A 23,597-nucleotide genomic window follows, 5' to 3' on the forward strand; every position below is an offset into this window, starting at 1 on the left:
GTGGGCACTCCCCGCCCCATTCTAAAGAGCCGATAATAAAGATTCCGTAAAGCTGGAAGCGACTGTATGGGGGTACCATACATGTATGGATGATGTGATCACGCGGCTATCGGCAGAGGCCAGGGCTTTGGCTGAGGAGTCGGAGGTGGCCCGGCAGCGGATGCTGGTCCTGGCCCGGGGCCGGCAGGAGTGCATTCTGGGTCTTCACGCCTCGGGCCTGTCGGTGCGGGGAATCGCCGAGCGGTTGGGAAGCAGTGCTTCGGTGATCCAGGACGCGATCCGCACAGCCAAGGGACGGCATCCGCAAGCGCGGCGTGAGGAGCGGTTCCCGTTTGAACTGCATGTCATGCTGGGGATGAGGTTGCGGGAGAATCCGTCGCGGCTGCGGAGCCTCGCGCGGGAGAATCTTGAACGTCTGCGTCGCACTCCGCGGGCGGCTGTCGCTGAGCGGTGGCTGGACCGGTGGGAAGAACTTCTTCGCTTGCCTGATGACGAGCTGGAGAAGGCGATGCTGGCCGATGACGAGGAGGGAAGGGACCTGCGCCAGATCAGCCCCTTTGCCGGGGCACTAAGCCCCGAGGACAGGCTGGTTGCGATGAAGAAGGCGCAGTTACTTGCGAAGGGATGAACTCGAGCACGCAATCCGTGCCGCGACGCAGATCATCAAAGATGACCAGGTCATCATCATCGGCAGCCAGTCGATCCTCGGTTCCTACACTGAGGATCAGCTGCCCGCCGAGGCCACGATGTCCCCGGAGATTGACATCGCGCCGATGCGTGATGCGGACGCCGATGCCCTGAGTGATCAGCTCAGCTTCGACGTGGGGGAGTGGTCGGAGTTCCATGCAACCTACGGCTTCTACATCGAAGGGGTCGGCAAAAGAACCGCGATCCTGCCTCCCGACTGGGAATACCGTCTGGTCGGAGTGCGCAGCGAAGCCACAAACAACGCCACAGGGCTCTGCCTGGACCCCCATGACCTATGCGTTGCGAAACTCATGGCACACCGCGAAAAGGACTTCGAGTTCGTTCGAGCACTGGTGGACGCCCGGCTGATTGACCCAGTAGTTCTGCAGCAGCGGCTGGCATCGATCGACTTGGCCCTTGTCCAGAGCGATCAGGACATCGATGTGCTGGACTACCGGCAACGGAACGCCATTGCCTGGGCAGCCGCCCTGACGAGCTGAAAATAAGGGCATATCTGACGCCTCAAGCGGTGCATTGCGTAAGAATAATGTCCAGAATCGATGTACTGACAGGTGCTGCGGATCATCTCAGATCTCAAGCTGACAGTCCGCAACCAACGCAAGCACGTCCACCGGCTCGAGAACGGTCGAAACAGGCCAAAGCATCAGGAAATGATGACACCCACTCGGGACGAACGGCGCGATGCCACCTGTTGCGGCTCTGCCGGCACAGGGCGTCAGACCCATCCACCGGGCACGGGGCGAGTCTTCCCATGTCGGACGGCTCCAACGTCAGTTTGGGGTGTAGTTCAGCCGGATATGAGAGTCCCTTGTACTACGCCTGGACCCTGGAGCTTCTGTTCCAGAATGCAGGTTTTTCACTGTTCCATTTGCTGTTTGGCTGATCCCGCTTCAGCATGGGTGTCGCGCAAGCACAGGGTTAGCGGGGCCGCTGCGGATAAGCTGCGAGTATGACTGACTTCGTGCGCTTGTTAGCTTCCCGACAGCTCACCGATTACCGGTCGGGGAATCCGGGCACGTTCTTCGCCGATCCCGAACGTCCGCAGCTCAGCCTCGACGAGGCCTACCGGGTGCAGGATGAGGTGGCCGCGCTGCGTGCGCCAGCGGAGCGGGTGGTCGGCTTCAAGGTGGGCTGCACCGGTCCGGGCACCCGCGCGCAGTTCGGGCTGGACGGACCGATCCGGGGGCTCCTTTATGAAAGCGAGCTACACACCTCCGGCAGTGAGCTCTCCCACCAGGCCTATGACGGTCTTGCAATCGAGGGCGAACTGGCGGTGCGCTTGGGCGACGAGGGCCAGATCGCACAGGTCTTCCCGGTCATCGAACTCCATAACTACGTCTTCCGGGGAAAGCTGCCGACGCTGCAGGAACTCGTGGCCAACAACGGCATTAACGCCGGAGTGGTGCTTCCGCTAACGGCGGCGGAATTGCCTTGGCCCGGGGATGAGGCGTTGACTGGTCGCTTGAGCGTTCAGATCAACGGGATCTGCATCGACCAAGGGCCGATGGGTGGCGTTCCCGGAGGCCCGGCGGGGTCGCTGCGGTGGTTGGCGGGGCATTTGAACGACTACGGCCTACGTCTGAGCCCCGGACAACTGATCCTCACGGGCACGCCGTTGGGACTGATCCGGGTGCAGCCAGGGGACCACGTCCAGGTGACCGCTGAGGGCTTCGGTGACGTTGAGGCTACTATCCTCTCCTGAGGCCCCAACCGTTTTCCGCGCTGCTGCCCTTTACCGTTCCTGCAGTCGGCAGTGGTGTTGGTTCGTCCACAGCCGCGGCACTGACTACTGATCCGACAAAATGCCGCCGCGGCTGTGGTGGGTGGGATGAAGGTTCAGCCCTCGCAGGAGCAGCACGTTTTTCTAGACGAGCGGTTCAGCCGCCACCCTGAGCTCGCGAAGTTCGTCCTCCACCGCACGCGAGGGCCAGTGGTCACCAGCCAGCTCCTGAATCCGGTTCCGATCCGCTGCCGGAAATAGCTTCTCAAGCACTCCTGCCGCGTGCAGGAGCGCGATCAGTGCACGGGTCCTGGGATCGGTATCGGCATGGGCAGCCTCTGGAGTCACCGGCTTTGCGGCGGGGGATTTTGACGTCGAATCGGCCGGGGCACCGCTGAGTGTCGATTCGATCTTCTTGAGGAGCGCGGCCTCTGGAGCATGGTCCTTCTCGGGGTACCGCACACGCTTAAAAACGCCGAGGTGCTTTTCCCCGACTTGATCCAGGATGCCGCGTGAGGCCATGCTCTCGTAGACGCGCTGCACTTCTGCGCGGCCTTCCAGTATGGAGACCCACTTTTTGGGAGAGTGCGGACGGGATTTGTGGCGAATGATCTCCAGCTCGTGCCGGAGATGCGTTTGCGGCTCTGTACCCGTGGCCCGGAGATTCTTTCCCTGCAGTTCGATTGCCTCAAGCAAGTCTAGTTCAGCCAGGATTGCCCCGGCCACCGCGGTCCTGAGTATGTATGCCGGCAGCTCTGGTTCACCGTCGATATCGTTCGTTGCCAGGAGGAGGAATGCCTGTGGAAGGCTGAGCTCCCCGGCTTTAGGTGTTTGAGGATCCATAACGATCATGGTGCCCCCGTAAGGCATCCGTCACAACCAGTCGCGTTGATTCATTGAAGATGCGTGGGTGCTGGATGCGAAGGATTAGGCGTTTATCTGCCAAACCGATGGCAGTGTGCCTGCCATTGAGGGTGCCACGGCAGCGCTCGTGGGTTGCCCCATCTGTGCTGCCGTGGCTGCTGCTTCTGCCTTAGTTCCTCCGCCAGGTGGTTATTTCGCGGCGACGGTGGTGGACAGCCGGAGCCAGGTGTCCACCACGGTGTCCGGGTTCAGTGAAACGGACTCGATGCCCTGATCCACCAGCCACTCGGCGAGGTCCGGGTGGTCGCTGGGACCCTGCCCGCAGATCCCCACGTACTTGCCGCGCTCCCGGCAGGCCTTGATGGCCATACTGAGGAGCTTCTTGACCGCCGGATCCCGTTCGTCGAAACCGCCGGACACGATCGCCGAGTCCCGGTCCAGGCCGAGGGCCAGCTGGGTCATGTCGTTGGAGCCGATCGAGAAACCGTCAAAGTAGTCCAGGAACTCGTCGGCGAGCAGCGCGTTGGAGGGAAGCTCACACATCATGATCACCTCCAGGCCGTTCTCGCCGCGGACCAGTCCGTTCTCGGCAAGCAGCTCAATGACGCCGCGGGCCTCATCAAGGGTCCGCACGAACGGGATCATCAGCTTGACGTTGGTCAGGCCCATCTCGTTGCGGACGAAGGACAGGGCCTCGCACTCCAGATCAAAGCAGTCGCGGAAGGACGGCTCCAGGTAGCGTGAAGCGCCCCGGAATCCGAGCATCGGGTTCTCTTCGCGGGGCTCGTACGCCGGTCCGCCCAGGAGGTTGGCGTACTCGTTGGACTTGAAGTCGGACATGCGCACAATCACCGGTTCCGGCGCGAACGCCGCCGCGATGGTGGACACCCCTTCAGCCAGGCGCTTGATGTAGTACTCCCGCGGGCTGCTGTACGCGGCGATCCGTTCCCGGATCTCCGCGGCCACGTCCTCCGGCTGGCTGTCCAGATTCAGCAGAGCCTTGGGGTGGATGCCGATCTGGCGGTTGATGATGAACTCCAGCCGGGCCAGCCCCACACCGTGGTTGGGCAGCTGGGCGAAGGTGAACGCCTGTTCCGGGGTACCCACGTTCATCATGACCTTGACCGGGACGTCGGGCATCTTGGTGATTCCGGTTTCCTCCACGGTGAAGTCCAGCAGTCCTTCGTAAATGACGCCGGTCTCGCCGTCGGCGCAGGAGACGGTGACCTCCAGCCCGTCGGACAGGGAGTCCGTGGCGGTGCCGGTTCCCACAACGGCGGGGATCCCCAGTTCCCGGGCGATGATGGCGGCGTGGCAGGTCCTTCCGCCGCGGTTTGTGACGATGGCGGAGGCGCGTTTCATGATCGGTTCCCAGTCGGGATCGGTCATGTCCGCCACGAGGACGTCGCCGGTCTGGAACGCGGCCATCTGGTCGATGGCGGTGAGGATGCGGACGCTGCCGGCGCCGATCCGCTGGCCGATCGCGCGGCCCTCGGCCAGCACGGGGCCGGTTTCGTTGAGGCGGAAACGGCTCTGGCTGCCGGGGGCGCGGCGGGACTGCACGGTTTCCGGGCGTGCCTGCAGGATGTACAGGCCGCCGTCGATCCCGTCCTTGCCCCACTCGATGTCCATGGGACGGCCGTAGTGGTTCTCGATGGCCACCGCGTGGCGGGCGAGCTGCTCCACGTCCTCATCGCTGAGGCTGAAGCGGTTCCGCAGGGACGCATCCACCGGCACGAAGTCGATGGTGCGGCCGATCTCCTGACTGGCCGTGTAGGTCATCTGCAGGGCCTTCTCGCCCAGTCCCCGCTTGAGGATGGCGGGCCGGCCGGCCTGCAGTGCCGGCTTGTAGACGTAGAACTCGTCCGGGTTCACGGCGCCCTGGACCACGGCCTCGCCGAGCCCGTAGGAGGAGGTGACGAACACGGCGTCCTGGAAGCCCGACTCGGTGTCCATGGTGAACATGACGCCGGAGGCCCCGACGTCGGAGCGCACCATCCGCTGGATCCCCGCCGAGAGTGCCACGTCCGCGTGTTCGAACTTGTGGTGCACCCGGTAGGCGATGGCACGGTCGTTGTAGAGCGACGCGAAGACATCCTTGATGGCTGCCAAAATGTTCTCGATCCCGCGGACGTTCAGGAACGTCTCCTGCTGCCCGGCGAAGGACGCGTCGGGCAGGTCTTCCGCCGTCGCACTGGACCGCACGGCCCAGGAGAGGTCATCGGAGCCGCCGTGCTTTTCCACGAGTTCCCGGTAGGCGTTCCGAAGCTGCTCTTCGAAGTCCGGCAGGAAGGGCGTCTGGCGCACCAGGGTCCGGATCTCCTGCCCGGCAGCGGCCAGGGCCGTCACGTCATCGGTGTCCAGGCCCACCAGCCGGTCGGCGATCTGCTGGTCCAGTCCGGAATCGGCCAGAAAATGGCGGTAGGCATCGGCAGTGGTGGCGAAACCGTCCGGCACCTGGACGCCGGCAGAGGTCAGGTTCTGCACCATCTCCCCGAGGGAGGCGTTCTTGCCGCCCACCCGGTCCAGGTCCTTGAGTCCGAGTTCCGAGAACCACAGGATGTCCGTTGTCATTATGTACTGCTCCTTTGCAGAGGGTGGTGTGCAGGGGCGTGCCCGGTCGTTGAATGGTTGTCGGTAAGCGGGCAGGACCTGTTTACAGTGGCAGGTCGGCGGAGGCCTTGCCACATGATCTACGCCACATTCAGGGTGGGTCTTTCTAGTGTTTGAGGTTCATTTTTTGCAGGATGGTCGCGGCCATTTCCTCGATCGAGACGCTGGCTGAATTGAGGTACGGGATCCCGTAGGACTCGTATAACCGCTCTGCGCTGCGCAGTTCGAAGCCGCATTGGCGAAGTGACGCGTAGGGTGAACCGCGGCGCCGTTCGGTGCGGACCTGGCTCAGGCGCAGCGGGTTGGTGGTCAGGCCGAAACACTTCGACACGAAGGGCCTGAGCGGTTGGGGAAGTCCTTCGCGTTCAAAGTCCTCGTCCACCAAGGGAAAGTTAGCGGCGAAGATCCCGTGCTGCAGTGCCAGGTACATGGTGGTGGGTGTCTTGCCGCAGCGGGACGGGGCCACCAGGATCACCTGGGCCTTCTCCAGGGCCCGGAGGCTCTGGCCGTCGTCGTGTTCCATGGCGTACTCGACCGCGGCCATCCTGGACTGGTACCGGGCGGCGTTCCCGAGTCCGTGTGCCCGGCCGGGCTCCCCGCTGGCCAACGTGCCGAGCCCCTGCTCGAGAACTCCGATATGGGTTCCGATGAGGTCCACGACGATCCCCTTGCACGTGGCAAGAATCTGCCGGATTTCGCTGTTTACTGCGGTGGAAAACACGATGGGCTGCAGACCGGTAGCGGTGTGGCTGTCGATGGTTTCGACGACGGAGCGCGCCTGCCGTGCGGTGGTGATGAAGGGGATGGTGATGCGGTCAAAGTTATTGACGGGAAACTGGGTCAACAAAGTGTTGCCGAGGGTTTCCGCAGTGATGCCGGTGCTGTCGGAGAGGAAGTAGACAGGCCGGAGGTCCCCGCTGGTCATGCTCTTTCCGTTACTGCTGTGCGGATGCGGTACCGCATCCGTCCGTGGGTGGCGTCTTCACTCCGGTACCGGTCATGTCCGGTGTGGAGCGCGGACCAGGTCATACGGTAGGCGCGGGTACCTTTTAGTTGCTTTGGTTCCACCCACACCTCGTGTCCTTCCACGACTTCGATGAGTACGCGGCCTGTCAGCCCATCGGCGGCGATCCACAGGGCGGAGGAATCGGGCATGACGTCTTCGACGAGCCCTGTGCGGATAGTGGTCCCGTTTTTTCGGACTTCCACGACGGCGCCGCGGAGAGTGTTCCAGGTGTCATGGCGGTAGACGGGCATGGGTTGCCTTTCGTTCAGCGGCGGTGGGGAACGGGTGGGCGCCGGCACTGCGGGGGGCACGACCTGGATCGCGGCCATGCCCCCGTCGTCCGTGAGTCTTAGCGGGCGATGATGACGTCGAGTGTGCGGGGGCCGTGAACTCCCTCAACCCGTTCCAGTTCGATGTCGCTGGTGGCGCTGGGCCCACTGATCATGGTCAAAGGCCGGGTGCCGTCGATCCGGCGCAGGGCCTCGGGCAGGATCCCGGCGATGTCGGCGACTTCCACAACACAGATGTGGTGGTCCGGGACGAGGGTGATCGCGCGGCGGCCCTGGTTGGGGCTGCCGTTCAGGATGATGGTCCCGGTCTCGGCGACGGCCACGGCGCTTCCCGTCACGACGGCGTCGACCCCATCGAGCTCGGCGACGCTCAGTGGCGCGGTCACCGAGTCCAGGCGCCGCCGGCTGTCCTGTTCGAGTTCCAGTCCGGTAAGCCAGCCGGCGTCCAGCCCGGCTGGCACAACGTAGCTGCCGGCCCCGGCGAGGACCTCTGCAATCTTGGCAGGAACGTCCGCGGTGTCCACGATGGAGACCCGGGCTTTGTAGTCGATCAGGCGGTCCACCAGCAGCTCGATCAGTACGGCTTCGTCCAGCTGGCTCGAGGCCCGGTACCCACGGGGGATAACGGGAACCTCGGGGGCGTCTTTCAGGGCGGTGCGGATCCGGTCGAGGATCTCTTCGCGGGCGCTCATGGCTGGTCTTCCTGGTCGTGGGCTGCGGCGGGGGCGGTGTCCGGGGCGTGGTGTTCCTTCTTCCACCAGTCGCGGAAGGATTGCTTGGGCGGGGCCGGGATGTCGCGGCTTTGCGTCCAGCCGGCGGCTATGCCGGGCAGTTTGGTGATTTTCTTGTCGGGGCCGGCCGCCAGGCGTCCCAGTGGCAGTCCTTTTTCAAGCATGCCCAGCCGCTTGCCGGAGGACAACGCCCAGGAGGCAGCGTTCATGCCGATGTCCATTTGGGTGGGGATTTTCTTTTTCCCGCGTTTGCTGTCCACGTCCGCGCTGCGCAGATGCACCAGGATGTCCGGGATGTTGATCTTCACCGGGCAGGCGTCGTAGCAGGCCCCGCACAGTGAGGACGCGTAGGGCAGCGAGTTGTTCTCCTCGGCCTGGATGCCGGTCATCAGGGGTGAGAGGATCGCCCCGATCGGGCCTGGATAGGTTGACCCGTAGGCGTGGCCGCCGGTGCGTTCGTAGACGGGGCAGACGTTCATACAGGCGCTGCACCGGATGCAGTGCAGTGCGGAGCGGCCCATCTCATCGGCCAGGGCAGCGCTGCGGCCGTTATCCAGCAATACCAGGTGCACGTTCTGGGGCCCGTCTCCTTCGGTGACGCCGGTCCAGAGGGAGGTGTAGGGGTTCATCCGCTCACCGGTTGAGGACCGCGGGAGGAGCTGCATGAACACTTCCAGGTCCTGCCAGGTGGGCAGGAGCTTCTCCACGCCCATCACCGTGATCAGAGTCTCGGGCAGGGTCAGGCACATCCGGCCGTTGCCTTCGGATTCAACCACGGCGAGGGTACCGGAATCTGCCAGGGCGAAGTTGGCGCCGGAGACGGCGACCTTGGCAGTGAGGAATTTCCGGCGCAGGTGCGCCCTTGCCGCGCCGGCAAGGCGTGCCGGGTCGTTGGTCAAATCAGGGTCCACGCCCTCCATTTCGCGCAGGAATATGTCCCGGACCTGGGTGCGGTTTTTGTGGATCGCCGGGACCAGGATATGGCTGGGTTTGTCGTGGTCCAGCTGGACGATCAGCTCGGCGAGGTCGGTCTCATAGGCGGCGATGCCCTGTTCTTCGAGGTACTCGTTGAGGCCGATCTCCTGGGTGGCCATGGACTTGATCTTGACTGCTTCGGTTTCCCCGGTCGCCCGGATCAGCCCGGCCACGATCTCGTTCGCCTCATCGGCGTCCCTGGCCCAGTGGATCACGCCGCCGCGGGCGGTGAAGTTCGCCTCGAACTGTTCCAGGAGCTCGGGCAGGCGGGCCATCACAGATTCCTTGATGGCGGAGCCGGCGTCGCGCAGGTCTTCCCAGTCAGGCAGTTCGGAGACCACGTTGAGCCGTTTGTCCCTGATGGTGTGGGTGGCGTGGCCGAGGTTGGCCCGGAGCTGGGCGTTGCCAAGCTCCCGGTGGGCCGCCTTTGGGAAGGACTCGGAGGCGTGGAGGTTGCCTGTGCCGTAGACGGGCAGGGAGGGCATGCCAAGGAAGGTGCTCATCGTGTTGCCTTTCCGGTGGAAACGAGCACATCGCCGCTAACGGACGCGGGCTCCTCCACGGTGCTTGCAAGGATTTCGGCCAGGTGCAGGGTGGTGACGTCGCTGCCCTGCCGGGAGAGGCCGCCGCCGATGTGCATCAGGCAGGAGGCGTCCCCGCCGGCGCACAGGCTGGCGCCGGTGGAGGCGATGTTGGCCGTCTTGTCCTCCAGCATGGCCGAGGAGACATCGGCGTTCTTCATTGAGAACGTGCCGCCGAATCCGCAGCACTGGTCTGCTTCGGGCAGCTCGGCCATGTCGATTCCCTGTACGGTGGCCAGCAGCCGTGATTGCCGGTCACCCAGCCGCAGCAGGCGCATGCCGTGGCAGCTTGGGTGGTACGTGACCCGGTGCGGGAAGTAGGAGCCCAGCTGCGCGCCGGCATCGGTGACGCCCAAGACGTCCACCAGGAGCTCTGAAAGTTCGTAGGTTTTGGCGCCTACGGCGGTGGCACGGGCTTCCAGGTCCTTGTCGCCGCAGGCGCGCGCGACCATGGGGTGCTGGTGCTTCACGGACGCGACGCAGGACCCCGAGGGAGCGACGGCAACGTCGTAATCGTCCGTGTCGAAGGCATTCACGTGGTTGGCGATAACGGGGACGGCTTCTTTGATGTAGCCGCTGTTGACGTGCATCTGCCCGCAGCAGGCCTGGCCGGACGGGAACACGACCTCGTGGCCCAGCCGCTCCAGAATCTTTACGGTGGCCCGCGCCGTGGCGGGGTACATCGCATCCACGATGCACGTAGCGAACAAAGCGATTCGCATGGCAGCCTTTCGGGCTAAGGGGTTGTGGTCTGACCATAGTAGATCACGTGACCGGCGCCACTGGCAACCACCGTGGTGCGCGTGAAGGGGCTCACAAACAGGGGAGATGTACGCTACACTCTACTGGTCCGACCACAGTGGTCAGACCATACTCCCCCTGTCGTCCCCTCAATGTGGAGGAACTCCGTGGACCAGTTCACCCCCAGCACCGACCCGGTGCTCAACAGCGTCATGTGGTCGGCCATCGTCGCCCTGCTGCCGCTGCTGACGTTCTTCATCCTGCTCGCCGTCGTCAAGACCAAGGCCCATGTTGCCGGGGCCTTCGCCCTGCTAGCGGCCCTCCTCGTCGGCATCGTGGCGTTCCAGATGCCGGCCGGCCTTGCACTGCTGTCCGCGACCCAGGGCGGAGTCTTCGGCGCCTTCCCCGTGCTGTGGATCGTCATCATGGCCGTCTGGCTGTACCAGGTCACAGTTCTCAGCGGGCGCTTCGAGGACCTCCGCCGCGTCTTTGACGTGATCGGTAAAGGTGACGTGCGCCTGCAGGCGGTCCTGATCGCGTTCTGCTTCGGCGGGCTGCTGGAGGCCCTCGCAGGGTTCGGCGCACCGGTTGCGATCACCGCCACCATGCTGCTCGCTCTCGGGCTGCCGCCGCTGCGTGCCGCGGCCGCTGTGCTGGTGGCCAACACCGCCCCGGTGGCCTTCGGCGCCATGGCCATTCCGATTACGACCGCCGCCGGGCTTACCGGCCTTCAGGCCACGGACATTGCCTCCATCGTTGGCCGTCAGGCTCCACTGCTGGCCACCATCGTGCCGCTGATCCTGCTCTTTATCCTCGACGGCCGCAAGGGCCTGAAAGACTGCTGGCCCGCCGCACTCGTCGTCGGCTTCTCCTTCGCCGTTGCCCAGTTCCTCTGCTCGAACTACTTCTCGTACGAACTCACTGACATCGTCGCTTCTCTCGCCGGACTCGGCGCGGCAGTGCTGTTCTTCCGCATCTGGACTCCCAAGGGCAGCATCGCGGCACGCGAACGCCTCGGCGTGCTCTCTGAGGCAGCCGAGAAGGCATCCGCCACGGCAGGCGGCGGCTCACACAGGGCTTCTGCAGTCGCTACCGCTGATACCGCCGAAGACCGCCTGACGCCCATGCGCACCTGGCTGGCCCTGTTCCCGTACTTCCTCGTGATCGTCGTCTTCGGCATCGCAAAGCTGTGGAAGCTTGGCGTGAACGTCCCCGCATTCCTCGCCTCGACTGATATCAAGATCCCGTGGCCGATCCTGCACGACGCCCTTGTCAACGCCGAGGGCAAGCCTGTCTCTTCCACCATCTACTCATTCCAGTGGCTCTCCACCCCGGGCACCCTGCTGCTGCTGACCGGCCTGATCGTCGCCGCTGTGTATTCCAAGTACAACGACGGCGGCCGCTACCGCATCACAATCGGAGACGCGGTAAAAGAAATTTGGAACACCATTTACCGGATGCGCTGGGCAGGTTTGACGATCATCACCGTCCTCGCGCTTGCCTACGTCATGAACTTCTCCGGGCAGACGATTTCCATCGGCACCTGGCTGGCCGGTACCGGTACCTTCTTCGCGTTCCTCTCACCGGTTCTTGGCTGGATTGGCACGGCTGTTACTGGATCCGACACCTCAGCCAACGCCCTGTTCGCCAAACTCCAGCAGACCGCCGGCCTCAAAGCGGGCATCGATCCCAACCTGCTGGTGGCCGGTAATACCTCCGGCGGTGTCGTGGGTAAGCTGATCAGCCCGCAGAACCTCGCTATCGCGGCGTCCGCGGTCAACCTTGAAGGCAAGGAGTCGGTGATCCTGCGTAAAGTAGTGGGATGGAGTGTGGCGCTGCTACTTGTGCTCTGCACGCTCTCCTACCTCCAGTCCACCCCAGTCCTTGGCTGGATGCTGCCCTAGCGTCCCGCCCAATCAGTACGGCGTGTGCGGGCCGGTAGGCCCGCACACGCCCCGCGCATTAAGGAACCGCCCGTGCCAACCGTTGAAGCAGGAGCAACCCCACGCCGCCGCACCCATGACGCGCTCCTCAAAGACATCGAAGCGGACCTGCGCTCGGGCAAAATCATGGTCGGCGACCGCCTCCCCGGCGAACGAACACTGGCCGAAAACTACGGCATCTCCCGGGCCTCAGTCCGCGAAGCAATCCGCGTCCTCGACGCCATGGGAATACTGCGAAGCTCCGTCGGATCGGGACCCACCTCTGGTGCAATCGTCGTCTCCGACCCATCCGCCGGACTCTCGTCCGCACTGCGGCTGCACGTAGCCAGCAGCACACTTCCGGTCGCAGACATCGTGGAGACCCGCATCCTCCTCGAAACCTGGACAGCCCGGGCCGGCGCGAACAGAGCCGGTGGCGAGGAAGACCTGGAGCAGGCCGCTCAACTACTGAACGCCATGGACCATCCCGACATAGACCTTGAAACGTTCCATGAGCTGGACGCGAGGTTCCATGTGGCGCTGAGCTCCCTCGCCGGCAACGCCGTGGTGGCCACCATGATGGAATCCCTCAGCGGTGCCATCGTCGGCTACGTCAAAGGCGCGATGAACGCCATGGACACCTGGCCTGACGTCATTTTCACACTCCGGACCCAGCACCACGGCATCTTCGACGCAGTTCAGGCACGTAACGGAGAACTGGCGGCCCGGCTGCTGCAAGAGCACATCGAATGGTTCCACAAGAAGGCGCAGGAAGCCACTGCCACCTAGGTCAGGCTGGCTCAGTCAGGAGCGAAGCGCAGCTGCCCTGGGCGTTGCAAGAGCGGGCACGAACCGGCGGCAGCAGGTCGCCAATCCCGGTCATATGGGAAACCGTCACGCGGTGCGGCTCATGGATCCATCCACTTGACTGTCAACGACGGCGACACAACTGCTTCTCATGTGTGCCGTCACGTGCGGTTCGGCGCTCTTCCTGGTGTACCTCATGGAGCGGGATTTCTCGCAGCTACTCTTACTCCCGTGCCTTGTAAGCCGATAACGGATATTCCGTCAACCCGGCGAGGCTCGGACAAGCTGCGCTGATGACTTTGTTCCGTCCACAGTTGGGGTCAATTTGGGTTATCCACGGCTGAATTGAATATTGGGAGCCCCTGGATTAGCTCCCGGAGCAGCAGTAGCGGTGGAAACCCATGAGAATTGTCCCTGGGTGTGGGCGGCGGTGGAACCCAGCCTCTCAGTGGACTCGGATTGAATTCCCTTATTTCTGGGGCCCAACAAGGCCGTCTGTGTCAGGTTGGGGTGTACCTAAACCTAGTAATGCCGGGCGTCGAGATTCTCGGCCCTCGGCCATTTTTGGTCACGGTCCGCGATAGCCAGGGCGGCCGTCTAGGGATTGGTACACCCCGTTTCCTATTCCTATCGCACTTGCGCGAGGGCTTCTTCAACGATGTGTTCGGCGATGGCTAGGGAAGCCGTGGCCCCGGGGGAGGGTGCGTTGCGGACCTGAACGAGTCGCCCTGTGGACCGGATGACGAAGTCGTCTACCAGGCTTCCGTCCGCGTTGAGGGCCTGCGCGCGGATCCCACGCACGCCCTTGACCACGTCGGCTGATTCGATGGCGGGCACGAATTTGCGGGCTTCCTCCACGAAGGCTTTCTTACTGACCGCAGTGCGGACCTGCTGAAGCGTCGCGGGGATGTTTTCGGCAGCAAATTTCCAGAAGCCCGGGTAGGTGAGCGTGTCCGTGAGGTCGCGGAGGTTGGGTGCGTTGTTCCGGTAGTTTTCGCGTGCAAGGGACAGGAAGGCGTTGGGTCCGAGCATGACTGCGCCGTCCACGCGTTTGGTCAGGTGTACACCGAGGAAGGGGTACCGGGGGTCCGGGACAGGGTAGATGAGCCCGTTGACCAATGAGGAGCGCTCGGGCCGGAGCAGGAAGTAGTCGCCGTAGAACGGCACGATTTGCGGTCCGTTGTCCTTCTTCCCTGGGGTTCCTGTCTGGTCTGTGACGGCGTTGGCGAGCCTGTCAGACTGCAGGCCCGCGCACGTAATGACCAAGTCGAACGCCTCAGTGTCGAAGCCGGCGCCGGAGACCCTGACCTCGGATCCGGTCACGTCCAGCCCGGTGACTGAGGCGCCGAGACGGATCTGGCCTCCGTCGGCCTCGACGTCCTTGCCGAGTGACCGGGTCAGGCCGGGGTAGTCGATGATGGCAGTGTGAGGGGAGTGCAGGGCGGCGATGCCTCCGGTGCAGGCGGGTTCCAGCTCACGAAGCCGGTCACGGTCGATGAGGGCAACGTCCGGGACACCATTGGCCTTGGCCCGTTCGAAGATGCTGTGCAACCGGTCGAGCTCAAGGCTGTTGTGGGCTACGACAACCTTTCCGCATTCGTCGTAGGCGATGTTGTTCTCAGCGGCGTATTCGGCCAGCAGCTCAACCCCGCGGCGGCAGAGCCGGGCCTTGAGCGAGCCGGGTTCGTAGTAGAGGCCGGCGTGGACGACGCCGGAGTTGTGGCCCGTCTGGTGTCCGGCGAGGTCGGATTCTTTCTCAAAGAGGGTGATTTGGGCGCCGTCGACCATTCGGGATAGCTGCCGGGCCACCGCGGTGCCAATGATTCCGCCGCCGATCACTGCAATTCGATTCGTTGTCATTACTTTTCTTCCGTTGCTGAAATGATGGTGAAGTGAAAAAACTGAGCCGTAGTACGTCCCTTACCGATCAAGCCGTGGAGCTTTTTCGTGAAGCGATCACTTCCGGCGAGCTGGTTGCAGGCGAAACGTATTCAGCCAACAGCCTGGGTGAGCGCATCGGCGTCTCCAGAACCCCGGCCCGCGAGGCCCTGCTGCAGCTGGCACGGGCGGGAATGATCCGGATTGACAAGAACAAGGGAGCCACGATCCTTGCGACCACGCTCACCGATCTGGTGGAGGTCTTCCAGATCCGGCTGATGCTTGAAGTGCCCGCCGCGGCCAAGGTCGCCCGGACGGTTTCCGAGGCCGGAATGAGCCGCATCCTCGAGTGTTTCGCCCATATGCAGGCCGCAGCGGACGAGGATGACGCCGAGGCAACCCTCCGGGCCGACCGCGATTTCCACCTGCAGATTATGGAGAATGCAGGAAACACGAAACTGGTCGACGTCCTTGAAAACCTCCGCAATCTGGTGCTGACGAGGGGGGTGGGGACCGCTCCGGCCGCCCGATCCTGCCAGGACGTCGTTGATGACCACCTCGACATCGTCAAAGCGATCTCAGCGCATGACGGACCGGCCGCCGCAGCCGCCATGCGCCGCCACATCGTCAATACCGCAGAGCTGCTGATCGCACAGGAGGCCGGGGACAGCGGGGAGTTCGACGCCGACGCCGTCACCGAGGCCCTGCGCTGGCCCAACGACTATTCCTGCTGAGTCGCCTGCGAGGCTCAGGGCCTGAGCACTGCCTTGGTGCACTGTCCGGCGGCGACGGTGTCCATTGCCTCATTGACGTCTTCGAGGGCGAAGACGGTTAAGAGGGCGCCCAAGTCGTGCCGCTTGCGCAGCTGGGGCAGCGACTCCACATATTTCACGTAGTGGGCTTCGGCGAAGCCCCAGGAGCCGAAGATCTTGAGCTGCTTTTTCGTGATGTAATGCGGGTTGATGGGCGTGGCCCCGTGGTCGGTGTATTGTCCCAGAACCAGGACCTGTCCGTTGGGGCGGGCCAGGTCCAGGCTTTCGGCCACCGCCGCCGGCACCCCGGCGCATTCGATAACGACGTCCGCGCCCCGCTCCTGCGGGGTCATCTGCCGAAGCTTCTCCAGGCGCGCAGCGGGGTCCGTGTAGATGCCCATGTCTATGACCTCGTCGCAAGCGCCGATTTCAAGGGCGAGTTCAAGGCGGGACGCCGGTGCGCCGAGGAGGATGACCTGGTCCGCGCCCATTTGCTTGGCGTAGATCGCTGCGGCAAGTCCGACGGGGCCGCTGCCTTGCACTGCCACCGTGTCTCCCGGGTGGATCGTGAGGTTTTCCAGCATGCCGTGGAGAGCGGTGGGACCGGCGCAGCCCAGAGCGATCACTTCCTCGAAGGTCACGTCATCGGGAATCCGGATGATCGCTGTGCCGGCTTCTAGGGCGATCTGGCCTGCCATCCCGCCGCGCAAATGCGGGGCGTCGCTGCTGGTCCGATTGATGCCGTAGATTTTACGGGATTTACACAGAGTGCGTTCTTTCAGGACGAGGCACTCATGGCAACGGCCGCAAGGGATGTTGTTGGACCAGACAACTCTGTCGCCCACACGCAGCGGTGCACCATTGATGTCGGTGGACAGGGCCGGATCGAGAGCCGCGATGGTGCCGACGGCTTCGTGGCCCATGACGATGGGCATGGGAACAGGGAGATTCCCTGACTTTAGATGGATGTCGGTGCCGCAGATGCCCGCGTAGGCCACCGCGACCACGGCGCCTCCGGTGGACGGGACGGGTGCAGGGAATTCCTGCATTTCAAGAGGCTTGTTCACAGCCGTGAGGACAGCGGCCTTGATGAGCTCGGTCACGAGATTTTCCTTTTCAGATCTTTTAGGTGTGCGTGAGTTCTTCGACCTTGGGGGCGGTGGCGCCCTTGCGTTCCTTGCCGAGGGTGATCGCGAGCAGCCCGATGAGGGCAGCCCCGGCGATGTACAGCGCAATGCCCCAGGACGCGCCTGTTTCCGTGTAAAGCAGGGCGGCCAGGAAGGGGGCCGGTGCCGAGGTGATGATGCCGCCGATCTGGTAGGCCAGTGAGGCACCTGTGAAGCGGACTTCCGGCTCGAAAAGCTCGGGGATGAAGCTGGCAATGACGGAGTACGCCATGGCATGGGCCACGGGCAGGGCGAGAACCATGGCCAGGACGATCAGGAGGGTCTCACCCGTGTCGACCAGCAGGAATACCGGGTAGGCCAGAAGCGCGACGGCCAGGGCGCCGGCCTGGAGGATCTTCTTCTTGCCGAGCCTGTCCGCCACTGTAGCGACCAGGGGGATGGTGAAGACCTGGATAAAGGCGGCGAAGATAACGGAGAGGAAGATGACGTCCCGGCTGACCCCGACGACTCCGGGGCCGTAGCTGAGCATGTAGACCGAACAGATGTAGAAGATGATGTTCGGCGAGGCCATGGCCAGGGAGCCGAGGATGAGCGGCTTCTTGGCGCTCCGGAATACTTCGAGGAAAGGAACCCGGACGTCTTTCTCCTCCGACTTCATCTTGAGGAACTCCGGCGATTCGGAGACGCGCAGCCGGATGAAGAGTCCGACCACAATCAACAGTGCCGAGAGGAGGAACGGGATGCGCCAGCCCCAGGTGTTGAAGAACTCCGGCGGCGTCTTCTGCATGAGGAAGAAGATGCCGCTGGAGAGCACGAGGGCCGCGGGTACGCCGCACTGGGTCCACGAGGCGTAAAAGGCGCGGCGGTTTGCCGGAGCGTGCTCGAGTGCCATGAGCACCGCGCCGCCCCATTCACCGCCGACGGCAAGGCCCTGCAGGAAGCGCAGGGCAACGAGGATGATCGGCGCAGCAATGCCGATCGCGTCGTAGTTCGGCAGGAGGCCGACGATAAAGGTTGATGCACCCATCACCAGGAGGGACCACACGAGCATCTTCTTGCGACTGTACTTGTCGCCGAAATGCCCGAAGATGGCGCCGCCGAACGGGCGGGCAACGAAGGCTACAGCGAACGTGGCAAGGGACGCGAGGGTGGCCGCTGCCGGATCGAGCGTGGGAAAAAACTGGTTGTTCAGGACCAGTACGGCGGCTGTGCCGAAGATGTAGTAGTCGTACCACTCAATGGTGGTGCCGATCATCGAAGCCGCTGCCACTCTCCGGGGAATAGCGCTGGCTGAACTTGTCTTGGTACTCATGGAGGCCCCGTTGCCTTTCGGTGCTGGAAAGTTAATTACCTCACACAGAATGGCTGCATGTAACATGTAAGTCAACCGCAGCAGCATATTTCGTGGCTGTGCGCCTTCAATTTGCAGACTTGACACCTTCAACAGGAGCAGAGGAATCACATGGTTGAGATCCCAAGCACCACCAAGCTCACCGCCGATCACGGTACTTTCAGCATCCCCACAGGCCTCTTCCTCAATGGAGAGTGGCGGCCCGCGCAGGACGAGGCACACATCCCGGTGGTGAACCCGGCCACCGGCGAAGAGTTCGCAGCCGTCTCGGACGCCTCACTCAAAGACGCGGCAGAGGCCCTCGACGCCGCCTCCGCGGCGCAGGAGGCGTGGGGACTGACCAAGCCGCGCGTTCGGGCCGAGCTCCTGCGTAAGGCCTTTGACGCCGTCATCGCCCGCACGGAAGATTTCGCATGGACGATGGCGACCGAAATGGGCAAACCCTTGGCTGAGGCCAGAGGCGAAGTGGCGTACGCGGCAGAGTTTCTCCGCTGGTTTTCCGAACAGGTACCGTCCCAGACCGGCAATTACGGGCCCGCGCCTGATGGTGATTACCGGATAATAACGACTTACCAGCCAGTGGGTCCGTCGTTGCTGATCACGCCGTGGAATTTCCCTCTCGCCATGGGAACCCGGAAAGTCGGAGCGGCCCTGGCTGCCGGCTGCACTGTGATCATCAAGCCGGCATCCCAGACCCCGCTGACGATGCACCTCTTCGTGGAGGTCCTGCGTTCGGTCGGTATCCCTGATGGCGTCGTCAACCTCGTCACCACCAGCAAGTCAGGGGCACAGTCTGCGGCCTTGATGAGCGACCGGCGCCTGCGCAAGGTCAGCTTTACGGGCTCCACCGGAGTCGGTACGGCCCTGCTGAAGCAGGCGGCGGACAACGTCATGGCATCCTCCATGGAGCTGGGCGGCAACGGGCCATTCCTGGTCCTCTCGGACGCCGACGTCGAGGCAGCCGCGGAGGGGGCGGTCACCGCGAAGTTCCGCAATGCCGGCCAGGCCTGTGTCGCGGCCAACCGGATCATCGTTCACAAGGACGTACTGCCTGCCTTCCGGGAAAGCTTCCTGAAGCGTGTGGCCGAACTGCGTGTCGGCGCCGGCACGGCCGCCGGAACCACCGTGGGTCCGCTCGTCGACGGCAAGCAGCGGGACTCCGTGCTGGAACTCCTGGAAACGGCCAAGGGCGAGGGGGCAAATGTTCTCGCGGGCGGCCACGCGATCGAAGGGGAAGGCTTCTTTATGGAGCCCACCGTCATCGACGGGGTGGCTCCGGGCTCCACGATCGCGCGAGCGGAAATCTTTGGTCCCGTCGCTGTTCTCTATGCGGCCGATTCCGACGACGACGCCATCGACATGGCGAACGACACCGAGTACGGGCTTGTGGCCTACCTGTACACCCAGAATCTCAGCAAGGCGATGCGGGCGGCCGAACGCTTGGAGACAGGAATGGTGGGCATCAACCGCGCGATTATTTCCGAGGCGGCCTCACCGTTCGGCGGTATCAAGTCATCAGGTCTTGGCCGCGAAGGCGGACCTACAGGTATCGAGGAATACCAGGACATGAAATACATCGCCCTGACCCTCTAACACCAAGGAGACAAGCTACGTGAACGCTTCAGGACGCATCCCTGCATTGCCTCGGGCGCGGCGGGCCTCCTAGTGGATCTCGGCATTGAGGGGAAGACAGCCTTCGTGGCGGCGTCTACCGGGGGCCTGGGATTGGCCGTCGCCTCGGCATTGGCCTATGAAGGCGCGAACCTGGTTATCACGGGCCGACGGGGCGAGGAGGCCAGAAGGATCGCAGCAGAGTTGCCATCCGCAGCGATCGGCGTTGAAGCCGATCTGTGCACGCATGACGGCCTCACCGCGGCTGTGACCGCCGCCAACGCTCGCTTTGGGTCCGTGGACATCCTCGTGCTCAACGGACCCGGGCCGGCCCCGGGAACAGCGGCCGGCCTCACCAGTGCAGATATGTCCTCCGCGTTTGATCTCTTGCTTCGGCCCCCGCACGCACTCGTGAGCAGCCTTCTGCCAGGCATGAGAAATCGTCGTTGGGGCCGGATTCTGGCAATAGGCTCAAGCGGTGTGGCCGCCCCATTGCCGAATCTGGCGCTGTCCAACACCGGCCGGGCCGCCTTGGCCGGGTATCTGAAAACGCTCGCGGCGGAGGTGGCTTCGGACGATGTCACAGTCAACATGCTGCTTCCGGGGCGAATCGCGACAGAGCGGACCCGAGGCCTTGACCTTGCCGCAGCCCGACGACGCGGAGTCAGCGTTGACGTCATTGAGGCAGAATCACGTGCGTCCATCCCGGCGGGGCGTTACGGAAGCACCGAGGAATTCGGAGCGACGGCGGCTTTTCTGTGCAGCGGTTTTGCCTCCTATGTCACGGGCACAGCGCTTCGCTGCGACGGTGGGCTGGTTCGGAGCTTATGATCTCGTCCGGTTTCCTTAGTTTTCGCGGGTCAGGCACAGGCGCTCTCTCCCCCACCACACCGGGTGGGGGAGAGAGCGCCTGCGCCGACGATCGAGCCCGTCCACCGGCTTCAAAGAAGATCGCCTTGCCAACCGACCTTTACCGACCTTTCGGCCATGCCGAATGATCAGCGCCCTACGAATCGCTCGCTCCGCTCGTCTTAGGGTCAAACGCCATAGCCCCGGTCACACTGGGGGAACTAACCACCATCGCCCGCATCGACCCGGCCCACGGCGGCACGACCGCTTTTCCCGAAGTGGACGTTCCCGATGTGGATGCGTGGTGCGGCAGCATCGCGGAGGAGTTTGGCCTCCTTGTGGCGCCGGGGAACGCGTGCTTCGGCGTCCCCGGCCGCGTGCGGATCAATCTCGGTCTGCGTCCAAAACAAGGGCACAGCGTTTCCCTTGCTGGCACAGGCGTTCACGAAGCTTCATCGAGGGGCAGCCACCAGCAGGTTGGCAGGGCAATGATGAGCTTGCTACAGGTGCCATCGTGGGGCGGTCAGAGGCAGCGGCGGCCCGCGAGAGCGCCCTCACAATCGAGACCCGAGAAAGCCGGACCATGCAAAGAACCATTGACCTCCCAATCACCGTGATTGCAACCGACCGTGCCGGGATGGAAAGCGGACTCGACGAAGCCGTGGCTGTCGCGAGGACGCGGGCATTGCATGAAGGGCGCCAAGGAATCCTGGTAACGAGGCATGACTACTACGCGTTCACGGTCGGCCTTAGCGATGACGTGCCCTTCGGCCTGACCCGCGAATATCAGAACTGGTAAGGCAACCCGCAGGCCCGAGAGACGAATCGGCGAACAGATGGGGTCGGGCATCCGCCCCTTCGAGAGGTTGGGAAAGACGCTTCTCCCCTGTGATTCAGGGCTTTTCGAAGCGCCGATAATGGTGATTCCGTCAAGCCGGCGCCGCACAGGCTATTGCACATGGACGGCGCAGGCGGGGGAGGGCTTACGAGAGTTTGGCCTGGCGGAGGTACTGGTAGACCGTTTCCCGGCTGATCCCAAAATCACGGGCAAGGAGGGCCTTTGGAACACCGCTGCCGGCGCGCTCAACGAGTTCGGCCGCCCGTTCCGGGGTGAGCGTCTTTTTCCGTCCTTTGTAGGCACCGCGCTGCTTGGCCAGCGCGATCCCTTCCCGCTGGCGTTCCCTGATGAGGGAGCGTTCGAATTCAGAAAAGGCTCCCATAACGGAGAGCATGAGGTTTGCCATGGGGGAGTCCTCGCCGGTGAAGACCAGGCTCTCTTTAACGAACTCCACCCGCACACCTTTGCGCGTGAGGTTTTGGACCAAGGCACGCAGGTCATCAAGGTTCCGGGCTAGCCGGTCCATGCTGTGAACCACTACGGTGTCCCCATCCCGGGCGAACCGCAGCAACTCCGTAAGCTCTGGCCTTGCGGTGTCCCTGCCGGAGGCCTTGTCCGTGAAGACCCGGTCCAGAACCTGGCCCTCGAGCTGGCGTTTCTCGTTCTGATCCAGCGTGCTCACCCGCACGTATCCGATCCGCTGTCCGGCCACTGATCGCCTCCAACCTTGAACCCGTCAGGTTGAGTTCTAGGCTTCTCTCAGAAAGAAGTCAAGACCAACCGCGAACTTGTCAGGTTGGGGTGTAGCTCATGGGACTGTCCGATAAACGGTGTGTGGAGTCCGGCCGGTTTTCATTGTTGAGTGGTTCTTTCGAACCGGCCAGCGAAGGTAATAGCGAACGCGTTTAGCGCAGGCTTCCACCTCATCACCCAGCGTGCACGGCCACCGCCGGTTGGATCAAGAGATCTGGTGACCAGGTATAGGCATTTCAGGGCAGCGGTCTCGTTCGGAAAGTGCCCGCGGGCCCTCACCGCCCTTCGGTAGCGTGCGTTGATCGACTCGATCGCGTTCGTCGTGCAGATGACCCGTCGGATCTCCACGTCGTACTCCAGGAAGGGCACGAATTCGGCCCAGGAGGATTCCCAGAGCCGTACGATGGCCGGATACCGCTGGCCCCACTCGGCAGTGAATTCGGCGAACCGGTCCTTCGCCGCCTGCTCGGACGGGGCCGTGTAGACCGGCTTGAGCGCCTTGACGATGCCGTCGCGGTGCTGGCGTCCGGCGTAGCGGAAGCTGTTGCGGATCAGGTGCACGATGCACTGCTGCACCACCGTCCGCTCCCACGTGGTCGTGATCGCCTCCGGCAGGCCTTTGAGCCCGTCGCAGACGGCGATCAGCACATCTTCCACGCCCCGGTTCTTCAGCTCCGAGAAGACCTGCAGCCAGAACCGGGCACCCTCGCCACCGTCGCCGGCCCAGATGCCCAGGATCTCCCGCTCCCCATTGGTGGTGACGCCCATAACGACGTAGAACGGGGTGTTGCGCACCTGCCCGTCACGGACCTTGACCACGACCGCATCAACGAACAGCACCGGATAGATCGGATCCAAAGGCCGGGCCGACCATTCGGCCAGTTCTCCGGCGACTTTCTCCGTGATGCGGCTGATGGTGTCTTTAGAGACTCTGGCCCCGTAGACCTCCTCGAAGTGGGCGGCGATTTCCCCGGTCGTCAGCCCCCGGGCAGAGAGGGAGCGCACGATCTGGTCGATCCCGTCCAGACGCCGTTTCCGCTTGGGCACGATCACCGGTTCGAACGACCCGTCCCGATCCCGGGGCACCTCAATCTCGACCGGACCGATCTCGGTCAACACGGTCTTTGACCTGGTGCCGTTGCGCATGTTGGCTGCGATCGGTGTCTGGCCGTGCTCGTGGCCGAGGTGCTCTGTCAGCTCGGCTTCCAGAGCGGTCTCCAGCACATTTCTCGTGAGTTGGTTCAGCAGCCCGCCCGGGCCTACCAGGCTCACGCCCTGTTCCTTGGCCTGCGCGAGCAACCGCTCCGCAAGCTCCTTCTGATCGATGATCTCTCCCGTCACAGGATCGATCATCACCCCTGCCATCTCGGACGTGGACTCTGACACGGCCGTCTCCTTTCGGATCAGGCCGGACTCCACACACCGTTATTCAGACAGTCCCATTGAGTTAGCTCCTTTGCCAATTTCTTGCGTCATCGGT

The 23,597-nt window shown here is 63.5% G+C and carries 22 protein-coding genes; 9 read left to right on the plus strand and 13 right to left on the minus strand.

Annotation, left to right across the window (positions count from 1 at the left end):
- The first annotated feature begins 85 nt into the window (after positions 1–85).
- The 3 genes from AC4BCK_RS01105 (at position 86) to AC4BCK_RS01115 (ending at position 2,410) form a co-directional block, all read left to right on the plus strand.
- Positions 86–628: a hypothetical protein gene (locus AC4BCK_RS01105; RefSeq protein ID WP_174181943.1), complete on the plus strand. Its 543-nt coding sequence runs from the start codon at positions 86–88 to the stop codon at positions 626–628.
- Complete coding sequence (locus AC4BCK_RS01110; protein ID WP_251424526.1) at positions 615–1,187, plus strand: DUF6036 family nucleotidyltransferase; 573 nt, start codon at positions 615–617, stop codon at positions 1,185–1,187. Before AC4BCK_RS01105 ends, AC4BCK_RS01110 begins: the two co-directional genes overlap by 14 nt.
- Positions 1,188–1,657: 470 nt before the next feature.
- Positions 1,658–2,410, plus strand: a complete 753-nt coding sequence (locus AC4BCK_RS01115; protein WP_141001156.1) for a 2-keto-4-pentenoate hydratase — start codon at positions 1,658–1,660, stop codon at positions 2,408–2,410.
- 162 nt (positions 2,411–2,572) lie between these two features.
- Here the strand turns inward: AC4BCK_RS01115 and AC4BCK_RS01120 are convergent, their stop codons facing one another.
- From AC4BCK_RS01120 to AC4BCK_RS01150, 7 genes are all read right to left on the minus strand, one after another.
- Complete coding sequence (locus tag AC4BCK_RS01120) at positions 2,573–3,271, minus strand: GOLPH3/VPS74 family protein (protein ID WP_141001310.1); 699 nt, start codon at positions 3,269–3,271, stop codon at positions 2,573–2,575.
- Positions 3,272–3,481: 210 nt separating this feature from the next.
- The gene (ppsA, locus tag AC4BCK_RS01125; protein WP_490566474.1) at positions 3,482–5,866 is read right to left on the minus strand and encodes a phosphoenolpyruvate synthase; all 2,385 of its coding nucleotides are present in this window, start codon (positions 5,864–5,866) and stop codon (positions 3,482–3,484) included.
- Positions 5,867–6,011: 145 nt separating this feature from the next.
- Positions 6,012–6,830 carry a pyruvate, water dikinase regulatory protein gene (locus AC4BCK_RS01130; RefSeq protein WP_174181937.1) on the minus strand — a complete coding sequence of 273 codons (819 nt, stop codon included), beginning with the start codon at positions 6,828–6,830 and terminating at the stop codon, positions 6,012–6,014.
- Positions 6,827–7,162: a hypothetical protein gene (locus tag AC4BCK_RS01135; protein WP_174181935.1), complete on the minus strand. Its 336-nt coding sequence runs from the start codon at positions 7,160–7,162 to the stop codon at positions 6,827–6,829. The genes AC4BCK_RS01130 and AC4BCK_RS01135 overlap by 4 nt, the downstream gene beginning before the upstream one ends.
- 98 nt (positions 7,163–7,260) lie before the next feature.
- The gene (locus AC4BCK_RS01140) at positions 7,261–7,893 is read right to left on the minus strand and encodes a LutC/YkgG family protein (protein WP_490566475.1); all 633 of its coding nucleotides are present in this window, start codon (positions 7,891–7,893) and stop codon (positions 7,261–7,263) included.
- On the minus strand, positions 7,890–9,410 hold the full coding sequence (locus tag AC4BCK_RS01145; RefSeq protein WP_141001151.1) for a LutB/LldF family L-lactate oxidation iron-sulfur protein: 1,521 nt from the start codon (positions 9,408–9,410) through the stop codon (positions 7,890–7,892). The genes AC4BCK_RS01140 and AC4BCK_RS01145 overlap by 4 nt, the downstream gene beginning before the upstream one ends.
- The gene (locus AC4BCK_RS01150) at positions 9,407–10,210 is read right to left on the minus strand and encodes a (Fe-S)-binding protein (RefSeq protein ID WP_400602135.1); all 804 of its coding nucleotides are present in this window, start codon (positions 10,208–10,210) and stop codon (positions 9,407–9,409) included. Before AC4BCK_RS01150 ends, AC4BCK_RS01145 begins: the two co-directional genes overlap by 4 nt.
- 186 nt (positions 10,211–10,396) lie before the next feature.
- On the opposite strand from AC4BCK_RS01150, the gene AC4BCK_RS01155 reads away from it, so the two are divergent.
- Together AC4BCK_RS01155 and AC4BCK_RS01160 are read left to right on the plus strand one after the other, a co-directional pair.
- Complete coding sequence (locus tag AC4BCK_RS01155; RefSeq protein WP_400602137.1) at positions 10,397–12,133, plus strand: L-lactate permease; 1,737 nt, start codon at positions 10,397–10,399, stop codon at positions 12,131–12,133.
- A gap of 72 nt (positions 12,134–12,205) precedes the next feature.
- Complete coding sequence (locus tag AC4BCK_RS01160) at positions 12,206–12,940, plus strand: FadR/GntR family transcriptional regulator (protein ID WP_490566476.1); 735 nt, start codon at positions 12,206–12,208, stop codon at positions 12,938–12,940.
- Between the two features lie 645 nt (positions 12,941–13,585).
- On the opposite strand, the gene lhgO is transcribed toward AC4BCK_RS01160, so the two are convergent.
- Positions 13,586–14,818 carry an L-2-hydroxyglutarate oxidase gene (gene lhgO, locus AC4BCK_RS01165; protein ID WP_174181929.1) on the minus strand — a complete coding sequence of 411 codons (1,233 nt, stop codon included), beginning with the start codon at positions 14,816–14,818 and terminating at the stop codon, positions 13,586–13,588.
- Between the two features lie 32 nt (positions 14,819–14,850).
- Here lhgO and AC4BCK_RS01170 point away from each other — a divergent pair, with 32 nt between their 5' ends.
- Positions 14,851–15,570 carry a GntR family transcriptional regulator gene (locus tag AC4BCK_RS01170; RefSeq protein ID WP_490566477.1) on the plus strand — a complete coding sequence of 240 codons (720 nt, stop codon included), beginning with the start codon at positions 14,851–14,853 and terminating at the stop codon, positions 15,568–15,570.
- Between the two features lie 14 nt (positions 15,571–15,584).
- Here AC4BCK_RS01170 and AC4BCK_RS01175 read toward each other — a convergent pair whose 3' ends face one another.
- Together AC4BCK_RS01175 and AC4BCK_RS01180 are read right to left on the minus strand one after the other, a co-directional pair.
- Complete coding sequence (locus AC4BCK_RS01175; protein ID WP_174181925.1) at positions 15,585–16,691, minus strand: zinc-binding dehydrogenase; 1,107 nt, start codon at positions 16,689–16,691, stop codon at positions 15,585–15,587.
- Between the two features lie 22 nt (positions 16,692–16,713).
- The gene (locus AC4BCK_RS01180) at positions 16,714–18,027 is read right to left on the minus strand and encodes an MFS transporter (protein WP_174181923.1); all 1,314 of its coding nucleotides are present in this window, start codon (positions 18,025–18,027) and stop codon (positions 16,714–16,716) included.
- A gap of 150 nt (positions 18,028–18,177) precedes the next feature.
- Here AC4BCK_RS01180 and AC4BCK_RS01185 point away from each other — a divergent pair, with 150 nt between their 5' ends.
- Both AC4BCK_RS01185 and AC4BCK_RS01190 read left to right on the plus strand, forming a co-directional pair.
- Positions 18,178–19,659, plus strand: a complete 1,482-nt coding sequence (locus AC4BCK_RS01185) for an NAD-dependent succinate-semialdehyde dehydrogenase (RefSeq protein ID WP_174181921.1) — start codon at positions 18,178–18,180, stop codon at positions 19,657–19,659.
- 72 nt (positions 19,660–19,731) lie between these two features.
- Positions 19,732–20,508: an SDR family oxidoreductase gene (locus AC4BCK_RS01190; protein WP_174181919.1), complete on the plus strand. Its 777-nt coding sequence runs from the start codon at positions 19,732–19,734 to the stop codon at positions 20,506–20,508.
- 239 nt (positions 20,509–20,747) lie between these two features.
- Here the strand turns inward: AC4BCK_RS01190 and AC4BCK_RS01195 are convergent, their stop codons facing one another.
- The gene (locus AC4BCK_RS01195; RefSeq protein WP_174181917.1) at positions 20,748–20,942 is read right to left on the minus strand and encodes a hypothetical protein; all 195 of its coding nucleotides are present in this window, start codon (positions 20,940–20,942) and stop codon (positions 20,748–20,750) included.
- A gap of 167 nt (positions 20,943–21,109) precedes the next feature.
- On the opposite strand from AC4BCK_RS01195, the gene AC4BCK_RS01200 reads away from it, so the two are divergent.
- Positions 21,110–21,325 carry a hypothetical protein gene (locus AC4BCK_RS01200; protein ID WP_217432796.1) on the plus strand — a complete coding sequence of 72 codons (216 nt, stop codon included), beginning with the start codon at positions 21,110–21,112 and terminating at the stop codon, positions 21,323–21,325.
- A gap of 184 nt (positions 21,326–21,509) precedes the next feature.
- Here AC4BCK_RS01200 and AC4BCK_RS01205 read toward each other — a convergent pair whose 3' ends face one another.
- Positions 21,510–22,076 (minus strand): recombinase family protein, encoded by a 567-nt coding sequence (locus tag AC4BCK_RS01205; RefSeq protein ID WP_251421525.1) that lies wholly within the window; start codon positions 22,074–22,076, stop codon positions 21,510–21,512.
- A 140-nt stretch (positions 22,077–22,216) separates the two neighbouring features.
- Positions 22,217–23,470, minus strand: a complete 1,254-nt coding sequence (locus AC4BCK_RS01210) for an IS256 family transposase (RefSeq protein WP_490566887.1) — start codon at positions 23,468–23,470, stop codon at positions 22,217–22,219.
- Positions 23,471–23,597 lie beyond the last annotated feature (127 nt).

This window comes from Pseudarthrobacter sp. As-47 (genome assembly GCF_058215595.1).